Origin of the sequence: Prauserella aidingensis, from assembly GCF_024171865.1 — a bacterium.
GTDB lineage: Bacteria > Actinomycetota > Actinomycetes > Mycobacteriales > Pseudonocardiaceae > Prauserella > Prauserella aidingensis.
The window spans coordinates 317,138-331,627 of record NZ_JAMTCN010000001.1; the positions used below are offsets into that span (position 1 = coordinate 317,138).

At 71.3% G+C, this 14,490-nt stretch carries 14 protein-coding genes; 3 read left to right on the plus strand and 11 right to left on the minus strand.

Translation table 11 applies throughout. The features are described 5' to 3' along the window. The first annotated feature begins 9 nt into the window (after nt 1-9). Complete coding sequence (locus tag LY13_RS01195) at nt 10-1,107, plus strand: GDSL-type esterase/lipase family protein (protein WP_253826231.1); 1,098 nt, start codon at nt 10-12, stop codon at nt 1,105-1,107. Nucleotides 1,108-1,120: 13 nt separating this feature from the next. Here LY13_RS01195 and LY13_RS01200 read toward each other — a convergent pair whose 3' ends face one another. Then, the gene (locus tag LY13_RS01200) at nt 1,121-1,597 is read right to left on the minus strand and encodes an Lrp/AsnC family transcriptional regulator (RefSeq protein ID WP_253826232.1); all 477 of its coding nucleotides are present in this window, start codon (nt 1,595-1,597) and stop codon (nt 1,121-1,123) included. Further along, on the minus strand, nt 1,594-2,739 hold the full coding sequence (locus LY13_RS01205) for a M24 family metallopeptidase (RefSeq protein WP_253826233.1): 1,146 nt from the start codon (nt 2,737-2,739) through the stop codon (nt 1,594-1,596). The genes LY13_RS01200 and LY13_RS01205 overlap by 4 nt, the downstream gene beginning before the upstream one ends. Before the next feature lie 134 nt (nt 2,740-2,873). Between LY13_RS01205 and LY13_RS01210 the strand changes: the two genes are divergently transcribed. Then, a complete protein-coding gene (locus tag LY13_RS01210) occupies nt 2,874-3,827 on the plus strand; it encodes a 5'-3' exonuclease (protein WP_253826234.1) in 954 nt (317 codons plus the stop codon). Between the two features lie 90 nt (nt 3,828-3,917). Here LY13_RS01210 and LY13_RS01215 read toward each other — a convergent pair whose 3' ends face one another. The 4 genes from LY13_RS01215 to LY13_RS01230 all read right to left on the minus strand — a co-directional run bounded on the left by LY13_RS01215 (nt 3,918) and on the right by LY13_RS01230 (nt 9,446). Next, nucleotides 3,918-4,319: a DUF4333 domain-containing protein gene (locus tag LY13_RS01215; protein WP_253826235.1), complete on the minus strand. Its 402-nt coding sequence runs from the start codon at nt 4,317-4,319 to the stop codon at nt 3,918-3,920. 33 nt (nt 4,320-4,352) lie between these two features. Further along, nucleotides 4,353-5,555, minus strand: a complete 1,203-nt coding sequence (locus LY13_RS01220; protein ID WP_253826236.1) for a GNAT family N-acetyltransferase — start codon at nt 5,553-5,555, stop codon at nt 4,353-4,355. 160 nt (nt 5,556-5,715) lie between these two features. Continuing rightward, complete coding sequence (locus tag LY13_RS01225) at nt 5,716-6,501, minus strand: DUF4333 domain-containing protein (RefSeq protein WP_253826237.1); 786 nt, start codon at nt 6,499-6,501, stop codon at nt 5,716-5,718. 152 nt (nt 6,502-6,653) lie between these two features. After that, nucleotides 6,654-9,446, minus strand: coding sequence for a DEAD/DEAH box helicase (locus LY13_RS01230; RefSeq protein ID WP_253826238.1), 2,793 nt, complete (start codon nt 9,444-9,446; stop codon nt 6,654-6,656). Between the two features lie 129 nt (nt 9,447-9,575). On the opposite strand from LY13_RS01230, the gene LY13_RS01235 reads away from it, so the two are divergent. After that, a complete protein-coding gene (locus tag LY13_RS01235) occupies nt 9,576-9,989 on the plus strand; it encodes an MmcQ/YjbR family DNA-binding protein (protein ID WP_253826239.1) in 414 nt (137 codons plus the stop codon). Here LY13_RS01235 and LY13_RS01240 read toward each other — a convergent pair. From LY13_RS01240 to LY13_RS01260, 5 genes are all read right to left on the minus strand, one after another. Further along, nucleotides 9,952-10,860: a diacylglycerol/lipid kinase family protein gene (locus tag LY13_RS01240; protein ID WP_253826240.1), complete on the minus strand. Its 909-nt coding sequence runs from the start codon at nt 10,858-10,860 to the stop codon at nt 9,952-9,954. The two genes, LY13_RS01235 and LY13_RS01240, sit on opposite strands and share 38 nt — an antisense overlap. Next, on the minus strand, nt 10,857-11,813 hold the full coding sequence (gene tatC, locus LY13_RS01245) for a twin-arginine translocase subunit TatC (RefSeq protein WP_253826241.1): 957 nt from the start codon (nt 11,811-11,813) through the stop codon (nt 10,857-10,859). Before tatC ends, LY13_RS01240 begins: the two co-directional genes overlap by 4 nt. 34 nt (nt 11,814-11,847) lie before the next feature. Beyond that, a complete protein-coding gene (gene tatA, locus LY13_RS01250) occupies nt 11,848-12,225 on the minus strand; it encodes a Sec-independent protein translocase subunit TatA (RefSeq protein WP_253826242.1) in 378 nt (125 codons plus the stop codon). A gap of 282 nt (nt 12,226-12,507) precedes the next feature. After that, a complete protein-coding gene (locus LY13_RS01255) occupies nt 12,508-13,488 on the minus strand; it encodes a helix-turn-helix transcriptional regulator (protein ID WP_253826243.1) in 981 nt (326 codons plus the stop codon). Continuing rightward, nucleotides 13,485-14,468 (minus strand): helix-turn-helix transcriptional regulator, encoded by a 984-nt coding sequence (locus LY13_RS01260; RefSeq protein ID WP_253826244.1) that lies wholly within the window; start codon nt 14,466-14,468, stop codon nt 13,485-13,487. The genes LY13_RS01255 and LY13_RS01260 overlap by 4 nt, the downstream gene beginning before the upstream one ends. Nucleotides 14,469-14,490 lie beyond the last annotated feature (22 nt).

The window sequence follows — 14,490 nt, forward strand, 5'->3', positions numbered from 1 at the left end:
ATCGCGGCGATGGCCAGATCTCGTGGGTGGCTCGGTTCTCGTTGGTGGCTCAGTGCCTTCGCGCTGGCCGGGGTCGCCCTGCTCGTCGCGGTGTTCGTGCTGATGACTGCCGACCAAGCACCCGACGGCCGCACCGGCCCTCCCGGACGCGGACCGCTCACCGTCGTGTCCATCGGCGACAGCACGATCTCGGGCGAGGGCGCAGGCGACTACACCGACGCCACCGACGGCAAGGACGGCAACTGGTGCCACCGGTCGCCGAACGCGATGGTCAACCACATCGATCTGCGCGGCGTGACCGAACACGTCAACCTGGCCTGTTCCGGCGCGGCGTCGAAACACATCCGCCTCGGCGACAAGAAGCAGTGGACCGAGCCCTCCCAGGCACTGCAACTGAAAGAGCTCGTCAAGGACCACCGCGTCGCCGCCGTCGTCGTCGGGATCGGCGCGAACGACGAACCGCAGTTCTCCCGCCTGATCTCGCAGTGCTTCACCGCGTGGTTCTCCGACGAGGCCGCGCCGTGCAACGAGAACATCCGGTCCGACTGGGAACAGCGCGTCGACACGATGGTGCCGAAGGTCGCCGACGCGCTCAACGACATCCGCACCGTGCTGCGCGAGGCCGGCTACCGGGAGGAGGACTACCAGCTCGTGCTGCAGTCCTACGCCTCCCCGATCGGACCGGACATGCCGGAGAGTCTCCGCAACCTCGACGGCTGCCCGTTCCGCAGGGCCGACCTCCGCTGGGTCCGTGACACCGGCGCGGTCGACCTGGCGGCGGGGCTGCAGCGCGCCGCGGAGAAGGCCGACGCCCGGTTCCTCGACATGTCCCGCGCGGCCCTGGGCCACGAGGCGTGCAGCGGCGGCGAGGACAAGAACTCGGAATGGTTCACCCGGTTCACCGTCCGCTGGTCCGATCTGGAACACGCCGACCGTGCGAGCCACGCCATCCAGGAGTCGTTCCACCCCAACGCCCGCGGCCACGAGCAGTTCGCCCGCTGCATGAGCGAGTTCCTGGCGTCCACAGAGGACTCGGCCGCGTGCCTGGTGGGCGACGACGGCAACCTCCACCCCGCCGCCTCGGTGCGGGCCGAACACGGCCGGTGAATCGGGCGGGCCGTCACAACGTCGGCGAGCGCCCTTCGAACGGCGTGGACAACACGACGGTCGTGCGGGTCGACACCTTCGCCACCTCGCGGATCCGCCGCAGCAGGTCTTCGAGCCCCAACGGCGACGGCACCCGCACCAACAGGATGTACGACTCGTCGCCCGCGACCGAGTAGCACGACTCGATCTCGGGGATGTGCTCGAGCCGCTGCGGATAGTCGTCGGGCGCCGCCGGGTCGTTGGGCGTGAGCGAGATCAGCGCCGTCAGCGGGAGGCCGATCTGCTCACCGTCGAGCTTGGCCGTGTAGCCGCGGATGACGCCGCGCTGCTCGAGCCTGCGCACCCGCTGGTGGACCGCCGACACCGACAGCCCCACCCGCTCGGCGAGGTCGGTGAAGCTGCGGCGCCCGTCGGCCGACAGCTCCTCCACGATCGCCTTGTCCAGCGGCTCCAGTCCGGTGCCCGGTGTGCTCGCTCCGGATGCCGTCATGAGTCGAGCACGACCAGCTCGTGGGGACGGGTGTTCAGCGGCTCGGCGCCGTCGGCCGTCACGACGACGATGTCCTCGATCCGCGCGCCCCAGTGCCCGGCCGTGTAGATGCCGGGTTCGATGCTGAACGCCATGCCCTCCTCGAGCGGCAGGTCGTTGCCCGCGACGATGTAGGGCTCCTCGTGGACGTCGAGTCCGATGCCGTGGCCGGTGCGGTGGATGAAGCGGTCACCGAATCCGGCGTCGGCGATGATGTCGCGGGCGGCCGCGTCCACCGACTCGGCACCGACGCCCGGCCGCACCGCGTCGACGGCGGCCTGCTGGGCGCGCTGCAGCACGGCGTACGTGTCGGCGACGTCCGGATCCCGCGGTTCGCCGACGGCGTAGGTGCGGGTGCAGTCGGAGTTGTAGCCCTCGGGGATCGGGCCGCCGATGTCGACGACCACGACGTCACCCTGCTCGATGACCCGGTCCGACACGTCGTGGTGCGGGCTCGCCCCGTTCGGCCCGGAGCCGACGATGACGAACTCGGCCTCCGTGTGGCCCTCCTCGACGATGGCCGCCGTGATGTCGGCGCCAACCTCGGCCTCGGTGCGGCCCGGGCGCAGCCACTCGCCCATCCGGGCGTGCACGCGGTCGATCGCGGCACCCGCAGCCCGCAACGACGCGATCTCGGCGGCGTCCTTGCGCATCCGCAGTTCGCGCAACACCTGCCCGGCCAGTACCTGTTCGGCGCCGGGCGCCGCCGTGCGCACACCCAGCACGTGCAGCGCCGCCATCATGTCGCTGACGGCGACCCGGCCCGCGGCGCCGACCCGGTCGGCCACGAGACGGTACGGGTCGTCGCCGTCGACCCAGGTGACGACGTCGATGCCGAGTTCGTCGGTCGGCACGTCCGAATAGCCGGGAAGCTCGAGCTTCGGCACGACCAGCGCGGGCGGAGCGTCACCCGCAGGCACGACCAGGGTGGTCAGCCGCTCGAACGAACCGCCGGCCTGACCCACGAGGTAGCGCAGGTCCGAACCGGGCGCGATGAGCAGCGCGTCGGTGCCGGCGTCGGCGGCGGCCTTGCCGGCACGGTCGAGGCGGGACCGCAGCGTGGCGGCGTCGGGCGCGGGAGTGTGCAGCGATCGGCGGGACATGGGCCCGACAATACCGAGCGGTGCCGCGCCGGGTCGTGGTCGGGCGAGCGGGAGCCGGACGGGCTTTCCCGGTTCGGGCGACACCCCGAGGTGTGGCGCGCGGCTCCCAGGGCCGGCCGTGGGAAGCTGTGCGGGTGAGCACCGGTTCCGTGGCGCTGCTGGACGCGGCGAGCCTGTATTTCCGTTCGTACTTCGCCCTGCCCGAGTCGATGACCGCTCAGGACGGCACGCCCGTGAACGCCGTCCGCGGCTTCGCCGACACCGTGGCGCGCATCCTCACCGACCGCAGGCCCTCCCGGCTCGTGGCCTGCCTCGACGCGGACTGGCGGCCGCAGTTCCGGGTCGACGCGCTGCCGAGCTACAAGGCCCACCGCGTCGCCGAGGAGGTCGGTGCGGGTGCGGACGTCGAAGAGGTTCCCGACACGCTGAGCCCGCAGGTGCCGATCATTCTCGACCTGCTCGACGCCGCGGGACTGGCCGTGGCCGAAGCGCCCGGGTTCGAGGCCGACGACGTCATCGGCACGCTGACCGCCCGCGAGACGACCGACGCCGTCGAGGTGATCACCGGGGACCGGGACCTGTTCCAGCTCGTCAGGGCCGCCCCGACACCCGCCTCGGTGATCTACGTCGGCAAGGGCTGGGCCAAGGCCGACGTGCTCGACCCCGCGGGCGTCGCCGAGCGGTACGGCGTTCCGGCCGAGCGGGCGGGCGCCGCCTACGCGGACATGGCCATGCTCCGCGGCGACCCGTCCGACGGGCTGCCCGGCGTGGCTGGCATCGGCGAGAAGACCGCCGCCAAGCTCATCACCCAGTTCGGCACGTTCGAAGCGCTGGTCGAGGCGGCGCGCGCGGAGAGCCCGGAGCTGCCGGTGAAGACGCGCACCCGCCTCAACGAGGCCGCCGAGTACCTCGCGGCCGCGCCGACCGTGGTGCGCGTGGCCGAGGACGCGCCGGTCACGCTCTCCGGTTCCGACGACGTCCCGGCCGGTGCCGCCGACGAACCGCGGGTCCGGGAACTGGCCGAACGTTGGAACCTGGGCGGCTCGGCGACGCGGCTGCTCGACGCGCTCGCCGCGTACCGCGTCTGACGCCGATCCGGCGCCCGGCAGCCGCGGGACCGTGCCGGCCGCTACTCCGCGGCTCGGGTCGGCTGCCACTCGGGGGTCACGCCGACGCCGTCACTTCGGTGCGCCGACCCGGTAGCGGCCCTTCTCGTTCTCCACGGTGATGGCCGCCTTGCGCTCGCCCCCGGCCACCTGGATGTAGCAGACGAACGACGCGCCGACCTCGACCGGTTCGTTGCGCGGACAGGACACGTCACGTACGCGCTCCAGGCCGTAGTCCTCGGTCACCACGCGCCGCACGTCGGCGTTCATCTTCTCCACATCGAAGAAGCGCACCGTCTCGGTCGGCGTCGGCACCGGCGACGCACCGGCCGTGTCCTCCTCGGCGCTCTCCGTGGTGGAGACCGCCGGTGTCGCCTCGGCCGCCGACTCCTCGTCGCCCGTCGGCTGTTCGCACGCCGTCAGCAGGCCGAGGCACGCGATTCCCGCGAGTACCGCAAGCGGACGTCTCCTCACGAGCCCCTCATCTCGATGTTGATCTGTTGCGGGCTAGAAGAACGTACCGCACCACGGCGGCGCGGGGGTCGCGAACAGCCGGTCCGCTCGCTCGACGACACCGGGTGCGGTCACGCGGATACGTCCCGTGTCGACCAGCTGCGACGGCCGCCACGCGCCGAGGTGCACCATCGCCAGGACGTCCACGGGCAGCTGCACCTGAGCCGCCTCCTCGGTACGTGCCACGCCGTCGGGTCCCACGCGGTACCGGCCACTGTTGCCGGGCAGCACCGGGTCGGTCACCTCGAGCACGACGTCCTCACCGGTGTAGCTGCGGGCCGACAACGCCGCGGGCACGTCGACCAGCCGTAGCCACAGGTCGTCGAGCTGCGCGGTGGTCGACACCGCACGCGGGTCGGTGAGCAGCAGTTCCACCGGTTCGTCCACGGGACGCCCGTTCGCGGCGACCTCGTGGATCAGATCGACCGACAGCAGGTACCGCCACAGTCCCGCGAAGGCCTCCGGTCCCGCGGTCTGCAGCTCGAGCAGGTTCAACGTCGCCGATCCGGGACGGGGCCGGTCCACCGAGTAGACGGCGAAACCGTCGACGCCGCCCGTGCCCCGATGGGTCACCGCGGTGACCGGGCCGTCCTGCTTCTCGGCGGTCCTGCGTAGCTGCGACCACCACTCGGCAGGGCGGGCCAGCATGCCCGGCCGTGTCGTCATCGCAGGGTAGGCCTCGGCCCAGTGGTCGAAGGCTCGGTCGACGTGTTCGATGTCCACCCTGCCGCCTGCGGGCGCGTCCTGCCGGATCCGCGCCCGGCGCACGTCGACCGTGTAGTCACGTGCCCAGGTGGCCACGCCGTAGCCGAATCGGCCGTAGATCGCCGACTCGGAGGCGTGCAGACCCGCGGCGACGACTCCGCGGTCGGCGAACTCGCGCAGTTGGGTGTGCATGAGCTCGGTCAGTACGCCGCGCCGGGTGCGGTCGGCCCGCACACCCACGCTGGTCACGGCACCGAGCGACACCTCGCCGCCACCGGGCACCGTGAGCGCGGAGTCGAACGATCGTGCCGTGCCGATCAACGCGCCGGAGTCGACCTCGTGGACGCCGCAGGTGCGCGCCGACTGCAGCCCCGCGCGCACCTGCGGCCACTCGTCGTCGGTGATCGGTTTGGCGTGCAGCGTGGCGCGGAACAGCTCCTGCGATGCGCGCAGTTCGTCGTCGCCCAGGGTTCGGACTTCGTGATCGGTCATGCCACCGATCATTTCCGACGCCGCGACGGGCTCGCCACCGGATTCCCGGGCGGGACGCCCCGTTGTGACGAAGTCCCTTCGACGAGGGTTCGGGTAACGGACTTCCGGCGGGGACGTGGGCCGCGCGGGCCCGCGCTACGGAGGCCGCTGCGGGGGGCGGCTACTCCAACCTGCCGACCTGGTACCGGGCGTCCTCGCTCTTCACCGTGATCGTGACCTGCCGCGTCTCGCCCTGGACGTTGACGTCGCAGGTGAACGTCTCGTCGACGGTCACCGGCTGGTCCTCGGGGCACGTGACGCTCTGCACGCCTTCGACGCCGTAGTTCTCGGTCAGTACCCGCTGGACGTCCCGATTCATGGCCTCGGCGTCGAAGACCGTCGGGGACAGGAGGCCGATGGGCCAGAACAACACCGCGGCAGCGGCGATCGCGAGGAGAGCCACGGCGCCCAACCCTATCCACATGCCCTTGTCGGAACGCTTCTTGGGCTTCTGCGGTGCCGGTCCCGCGGCGCCCATGCCGGGTGGCGGGCCGTACGGCTGTCCCGGCGGCGGGGTCTGCCCGGGCGGGCCGAACTGGCCCTGCTGCCCGGGGTGGGCACCCGGCTGCGTGTACGAGGCGGTGCCGTGTCCCCCGGATTGGGGCGGCTGACCGGGCTGCGTGAACTGCCCCGGCTGGCCGGGCTGTTGCTGCGGCGGCATGGGTTGGCCGGGCGGCGGAGTGGGCTGCCCCGGCTGGGGCGCCTGCCCCGGCGGGTATCCCTGCGGGTGGCCGTAACCCGGCTGCTGCGGCGGTTGTCCGGGCTGCTGCGGGTAGCCGGGTTGAGGGGGCTGCTGACCCGGGTACTGCCCGTAGGCCGGTTGCCCGGGTACACCGCCGGACGGCGGGCCCGGAGGCGGCTGCTGGCCCCACTGCTGCGGGTCGTTGCCTCCGTACGGCGTACTCATCGTCCTGCCTCCGCCAATCGCCACCCGGCCGTCACGTCACCTGCGCGGCCACCTCGGGCATTCTGGTCCATGCGTCGCGTGTGATCCAACCACAACCGCGTGTGGTGGGTGCGTGAAGGTGGCCGGGTGTGCCGCCCGCGTCGCGCCGGGTCTCACACCTCGCCCGCGGCGACGACTCCGCGGCGCAGCGCCTTGACGGCCTTGGCCGCCGCACCGCCCACGGGGTGCTCCTTGCCGAGCACGACCCGCAGCTGGTCGAGCAGGTCGATCACCTGCCGCGACCAGCGCACGAAGTCACCGGCCGTGAGCTCCTGACCGTTGGCCTCCGACGTGGTCAACACCCGTTCCAGCGACTCACCCCGCGCCCAGCGGTACACCGGCCAGGCGAATCCGGCGTCCGGTTCCCTGGTGCGGTCGAGCCGGTGCCTGCGTTCGTCCTCGGTCAGCTCGCTCCAGATCGTCACCGTCTCCTGCCACGCCTTCGACACGGCACCCTGCGGCAGTTTCGGTTCGGCCATCGCGTCCCGCCGTGCCTCGTAGACCAGCGCGGAGACGACCGCGGCCAGTTCCGGTGCCGCCAGGCCGTGCCAGACATGCCTGCGCACGCACTCGGCGGCCAGCAGATCGGACTCGCTGTAGATCCGGGCCAGCATCATGCCGTCCTCGGTCACCCGATCCGCGTCGTCGTGATCGTCGTCGGCGGCGGACCCGTCCCGCTCCAGGTAGCCCCGTTCGGTCAGCAGTGCGCAGATCCGGTCGAACGAGCGTGCCAGCGAGTGCGTGGTCGCGGCGACCTTGCGTTCGAGTTGCTGCGTCTCGCCCTGCAGCCGCTGATAACGCTCGACCCACCGCAGACTGGCCTCCCGGTCGGCCAGGCCGTGCACGGGGTGTCTGCGCATCCGCTGCCGCAGCTGCGCCAGTTCCTCGTCGTCGCCACCTCCGGACCGTTTGCGCCCGCCGGACGGCTTCTCGATGCCGGTGTTGCGCAGCGACGAGGCGATGTCACGCCGCACCTTCGGGGACCGCAGCTCGACGTGTTTGGGCAGCTTCACCCGGCCCAACGATTCCACGGCGGACGGGAAGTCCGCGGCCGAGAGCGTGCCCGACCACCGGTCCTCGGTGACGACCACGGGACGCGGTTCGTGCAGCGGGTCCACCCCCGGGTCGATCACCACGGCCAGCCCGGACCTGCGACCGGACGGCACGAGGATGACGTCGCCCTTGCGCAGTTTCTCCAGTGAACGCGCGGCCTCGGCCCGCCGGTGCTGGCTGTTCTGTTTGGCCAGGTACTTCTCGCGGTCGGAGACCTTCTTGCGCAGCTCGACGTACTCGAGCAGTTCGTCGAAATCGCCGGATACGGCCTCCGCGTAGCCCGCGAGGGCCTCCTTGTTGCGCTCGATCCGCTTGGCCGTCCCGACGACGGCGCGGTCGGCCTGGAACTGCGCGAACGACTGTTCCAGCAGCTCACGGGCCGCCTCGGCGCCGAACTGGCCGACGAGGTTGATGGCCATGTTGTAGCCGGGGCGGAACGACGACTTGAGCGGATAGGTGCGGGTGGAGGCGAGGCCGCCGACGTGCCGGGGGTCGACACCGGGCTGCCACAGCACCACGGCGTGGCCCTCGACGTCGATCCCTCGGCGTCCGGCGCGGCCGGTGAGCTGGGTGTACTCGCCGGGTGTGAGGTCGACGTGCGCCTCGCCGTTGTACTTGACCAGCCGTTCCAGCACGACCGTGCGCGCAGGCATGTTGATGCCCAGTGCGAGGGTCTCGGTGGCGAACACGACCTTCACCAGGCCGCGGACGAACAGCTCCTCCACGGTCTCCTTGAACGCGGGCAACAGGCCGGCGTGGTGGGCCGCGACGCCGTGTTCGAGCCCGTCGCGCCACTCCCAATAGCCCAGTACGGCCAGGTCGGACTCGGGCAGGTCGGCGGTGCGCTCGTCGACGATCCGGCGGACCTCGGCGATCTCCTCCGGGTTGTTGAGCCGCACCCCGGCGTGGACGCACTGGCCGACGGCCGCATCGCACCCTGCGCGGGAGAAGATGAACGTGATCGCGGGCAGCAGTCCGGCGCGGTCGAGCCGGTCGATGACGTCGACGCGTGACGGCGGCCGGAACCGCGGCATGCGCGGTTTGCCCCGGTCCCGGCCCCGCTTGCCCCGGCCGCCGCCGAACGCGGCCGGCGCGTGCATCCGCGCGAGCTCCTCGACGCGGCGCAGCAGCTGCCGGTTGATCTTCGGTTCGTCGCCGTGCTCCTCGCCGACGAACAGGTCCATGAGCCGGTTCCCGACCATCATGTGCTGCCACAGCGGCACCGGCCGGTGCTCGTCCACCACGACCGCCGTGTCACCGCGGACGGTGACCAGCCACTCGCCGAACTCCTCGGCGTTGCTGACGGTCGCCGACAACCCGACCACGCGCACGTACTCGGGCAGGTGCAGGATGACCTCCTCCCACACCGCGCCGCGGAACCGGTCGGCCAGGTAGTGCACCTCGTCCATGACGACGTACCCCAGCTCGTCGAGCGCGGCCGAGCCCGCGTACAGCATGTTGCGCAGGACCTCGGTCGTCATCACGACGACCTGCGCGTTGCCGTTGATCGCCGTGTCGCCGGTCAGCAGGCCGACCGCGTCCGAGCCGTGCCGTTCGACCAGGTCGGCGTACTTCTGGTTCGACAACGCCTTGATGGGTGTCGTGTAGAAGCACTTCCGGCCCTCGGCGAGTGCGAGGTGCACGGCGAATTCACCGACCACGGTCTTGCCTGCGCCGGTCGGCGCGCACACCAGCACGCCGTGCCCGTCCTCGAGCGCCTCGCACCCCCGCACCTGGAAGTCGTCGAAGTCGAAGGCCAGATCGGCCGCGAACCGGGCCAGCTGAGGGTGGTCGCTGCGCCGGCGGGCTGCGGCGTACGCCTCGGCCGGGCTGGGAGAGGCGGATGAGTCCACGGCGCCAGGGTTTCACATCGGCGGTCACACCCGCATGAGGCACTCCGTGATCGATACGGTCGTCGACGAACCGGGCTCGCCGTGGGCGCCTGCCGCGCCGGTGTCGGTGGGCGGCGCTACCGTCCGATCATGACCCCGGAGCAGCTCAGAGCGGCGTGCCTCGCGTTCACCGGCGCGGGTGAGGAGTTCCCGTTCGACGAGCACCTGAGCGTGTTCAAGGTCGGCGGGAAGATGTTCGCGTTGTCGGCGCTCGGGCGCAGGCCACTGAGCGTCAACCTCAAGTGCGACCCGGAGCTTGCCCTGCAACTGCGGAGGTCGTATCCGGCCGTGACGCCCGGCTGGCACATGAACAAGCGGCACTGGAACACCGTCGTGCTCGACGACGGCTCGCTTCCCGAACAGTTGATCCTCGACCTCATCGAGGACTCGTACGACCTGGTCGTGGCCAAGCTGCCGCGGGAGACGCGGCAGCGTCTCGGGTGGAAGGTCCTGGCCGAGGAGAACGTCAGGCCAGGACCGTCAGGGCCTGCGGGACGCAGCTGATCGACGTCGGCAACCCGCCGAGCGGGTCGCCGTCGGCGAACACCGGCCAGGCGGGCCCGGCTGTCGTGCCGACGTCGGCGACCTCGACGGTGCGGGCCCGCAGCGTGGTCACCGCCGGGTGCTCCACGTGGCGGCCGGTGCGCAGCCGCGGCAGCACCCGCATCAGTTCGCGGTAGCCGACCTGGCCGACGACCGTCACGTCGAGCAGTCCGTCGGTGGGGTCGGCACCGGGACAGACCGGGATGCCTGCCCCGTACCAGGGCGTGTTGCCGACGGCGACGAGCATCGCGGGCAGGGTCAGCTCTCCCGCCGCGTCGGTGGTGACCCGGATGTCGCGCGCCCGGAAGGAGGCGAGTTCCGCGGCGATCGCCACGTCGTACCGCCGCGGTCCACGGGGCCACGGGAGCCGGTTCGCCCTGTCGTTGACCGCGGCGTCGAAACCCGTGCACAGGACGGTGCCGAACCAGGTCTCGCCCGCCCTGCCCAGGTCGAGCACGCGCCGACGTCCGCTGCGGAGCGCACCGGTGAGCAGGTCCACGGCCGCAGCCGGGTCGACGGGCACGTCCAACGCACGCGCGAGGTCGTTGCCGGTGCCGGAGGGGACGATGCCGAGCGCGACGGGCGTTCCGGCGCAGAACTGCACCGCCTGGTGAGCCGCGCCGTCACCACCGACGACGACCAGCGCGTCGAGTCCGCATTCCCGGGCCGCCTCGAGTCGGCCCCGCGCACCCTCGATCGTGTCGGCGTCGATCACGTCGAGCCGCGCGACGTGCGGCCGGAGCCGTGTGGCCACGGCCCCGGCCAGTCGCGCCGCCGCTCCCCTGCCGGATCCGGGATGGAACGCCAGGGCTACGCGAGGGCCGCCGGTCACGTGATGTCGTCGGTGCCGCGCCTGCCGCCGTCGGACTCGTCCGAGTCGTTCACCGTGCTCGGCGTGTACTCGAACGGAGCGGGCTCGTCGTCGTCCAACTCGTCCCAGCCCTCGGTGCCGCGCTGACGCTCGAGCTTGCGGTCGTGGAAGCGCGTGATCTGCAACGAGATCTCGAACAGGATGCACAGCGCACCGGCCAGGCCGATCATCGAGAACGGGTCCGCGGGCGTCACGAACGCCGCGAACACGAACATGATCATGATGATCCCGCGGCGCCACCGCTTGAGCATCTCGTAGCGGACGACGCCCACGCGGTTGAGCATGATGATCAGCAGCGGCAGCTCGAAGCTCACGCCGAAGATCAGCAACAGTGACAGGACGAACGAGATGTACTTGTCACCGGTGAACCACGTGGCGAACTCGCCCGCGCCGAAGGTCGTGAGGATCTCCAGCGCGTGCGGCGCCATGAAGTAGGCCAGCAGCGCACCGCCCGCGAACAGCAGCGACGCGATGCCGACGAACGTCATCGCGTACTTGCGCTCCTTGGAGTACAGCCCGGGCGCGATGAACGCCCACAGCTGGTACAGCCAGAGCGGTGAGAACAGGACGGCCCCGGCGCTGAGGCCGACCTTCATCTGGATCATGAACGCTTCGAAGGGCACCGTCTGCAACAGCTGGCATTCCCCGCCCTTGGGATAGCGCTGCTCCTGGGGAATGGCGCAGTAGGGCTCGGTGACCAGATCGCCGAGCGTCGGGATCGGCCCGATGCTGTTGCCGAACCAGATGAACCCGATGATGCCGCCCGCGATCAGGGCGAGCAGCGCGTAGCCGAGTCTGCGGCGGAACTCGTAGATGTGCTCGACGAGCGACATCGTGCCGTCGGGGTTGTGCCGACGGCTCCGAGCCTTCCGTTTACCGCCCCGACCTTCGCGCTGTGCGGAGGTGTCTCCCACGAAAGCGTTCCGTTCTCGATCCGTGCGGGTGCGATCAGCCGTTCTTCTGCGGCTGCTCGGCGGACTGCTGCTGCTTCAGCTCATCGAGCTGGCGCTGCAGCTGCTCCACCTGGGCGTCGGCGGGCTGAGCCGACGTCGCGTCGGTGACCTCGGCGTCGGCCTTGACCGTCGGATTCGAGATCTGCTTGGCGTCGGGCGTCGTAGTGGACGCTGCGGACGCCGCGGACGTCGTCGTGTCGGACTCAGCCGAGTCCTGTTCCGACTGCTCTCCGCGCAGGTCCTTCGTCTCGGCCTTGAAGACCTTCATGGACTTGCCGATCGAGCGTGCGGCGTCCGGCAGGCGCTTGGCGCCGAACAGCACCACGACGACCAGCACGAGGATGATCAAGTGCCACGGCTGAAAGGCGTTCATAGTGGGTGGCCTCCCTATTCGTTCAGGGCCGATCCTACTGGTTCGGAAGGCGATCCCGAACCGGTTCGGACATGTCGGGTACGAAGGTCGCGAACGGCGACGCCGATCGCGGCCGCGCGGGCGCGGAGCATGCCCAGGCGGGATTCCACGTCCGACCGCACGTCCCCGGCGGCACGGCCGAATCCTTTCGCCGCACCTGCCATTCGGACCAGCGCGAGGACGAGCACGATCAACCCGGCCCCTGCCACGGCGGCACTCAGCACGTAGAACACGTCCCCCAGCCTACTGGCGGCCGGTGATCGACAGGTGACGTGCTCGTGCCAACCCGGCGGCGGCGCGGCGTCGCACGGCCACCGCGAGTTCATCCGGCCGTTCCACCGTCGCCCGGCCGCCGAGCCCCAGGACCAGCCTCACCATCCACGACTCGTCGCCGTAACGCATCCGCACCCGCAGCTTGCCGCCTTCGAGCTCGGCCAACTCCTCGCACGGGTAGTACTCGGCGACCCATCGGGCGTCCGGTTCCAGCACCAGGTCGGCCTCCGGGTAGCTCTCGTGGGCCGAGAACACGCCGTCGGAGACGTCCGCGTGCCGGGCGTGCGGCGGTGGCGACGACGGCTCGTCGAGCACGGTCAGGTCGTCGACGCGGTCGAGCCGGAACAGGCGCACGTCCTCGGCGCGGCGGCACCACCCCTCCAGGTAGCTGTGGGCCTGCACGATGAGCAACCGCATCGGGTCGACGGTGCGCTCGGTGATCCGGTCCCTCGATGCCGCGTAGTACCGCATCCGCAACGCACGCCCACGCTGCAGGGCGTCCCTGACCGTCTCCCTGGTCCGGGCGGTCGCCTCGTGCTCGCGGACGCCGTTGCCGACGACCACGCCCGCGGGCTGCGCGGCGCCCGCCGCGGTCTCGATCTTCGCGATCGCGCGGCCGACGGCGTCGGTGTCCACCACGCCCGGGGTCTCGGCGAGCGCCTTCAATGCGATGACCAGGGCACTCGCCTCGCCACCGGTGAGGCGCAGCGGCCTGCGCATCCCGGCGTCGAACGTCACCGACACGGTGTCGCCGTCGAAGGACAGGTCGATCAGGTCGCCGGGCCCGTACCCCGGCAAGCCGCACAGCCACAGCAGCTCGAGGTCCCTGCGCAGTTGTTTCGGCGTGACGTCGAAATCCTGGGCCGCCTGGTCGATCCGGATCCCCGGCCGGGCCAGCAGGTACGGCACGAGAGCCAGCAGTCTCGGCATGCGCTCGGTGGCCGCGCTCATCGTCTCTCCCCCGCCGCCGCGGCGACCCGTTCGAGCCGGTCCACCACGGCCTTGGCCAGCACGTCGGGGGCCAGCACGACCGCGTCCGGGCCGTGGCCCGCGATCCAGTCGGCCGCACCTTCGGGGTGCTGGAGCTCGATCTCCACGACGTCGCCGTCCTCCCCGTCGAGCGGCCGCCGCTCGACGATCCGGGCGTGCCTGCGGATGCCCGCGGCCCTGCCCTCGGCGAGCCACAGCCGGGCCGTCGTGGCGGGCGACCCGTCGTCGCTCACCGTCGTGCCCGCGACGAAGTCGAGGAGGTCGACGTCCTCCGGACGTCGTACGGCCGCCCGCTGCCCCGTCTCCGTCACGTCGCCACTGATGCGCGAGAGGCGGAAGCAGCGGGGTGCATCGCGGTCCCGGTCGTGACCGACGACGTACCAGCGTCCGCGCCACGACACCACGCCCCACGGTTCCAGGGTGCGGGTGCGCCGCTCCGGCGAATCGGAGCGACGGTAGTCGAACCGTACCGTCGCTCCGCGCTGCACCGCCGCCAACAGCGGAGCGAACGCCGGTTCGGTGTGCACCCGCGGTTCGACCATCGCGTGCGCCTGATCGTCGACCTCGACCCCCGCGGCGCGCAGTTTCACCAGCGCCCCGTGCGCCTGCCCGGTCAGCTCCGGCGAATCCCACAACCGCGCAGCGAGCGCCACGGCCGTCGCCTCGTCGGGGGCCAGGTCGATGTCGCCCAGCTCGTAGTCCCGGCGTGCGATCCGGTACCCCTCGGGGTCGAAGGCGGAGTTGGTGCCCGTTTCCAGGGGAATGCCCAGCTCACGCAGCTCGGCCTTGTCGCGCTCGAACATGCGGAAGAACGCCTCGGTGCTCGCCGCGTCGGCATAGCCGGGCACGATCCCGCGGATGCGCTCGGCCGGCAGGTACTGCCGAGTGGACAGCAGCGCCAGCACCAGGTTGACCAGGCGTTCTGCACGTGCGGTGGACACCTCTCCCACCCTAGCCTGCCCG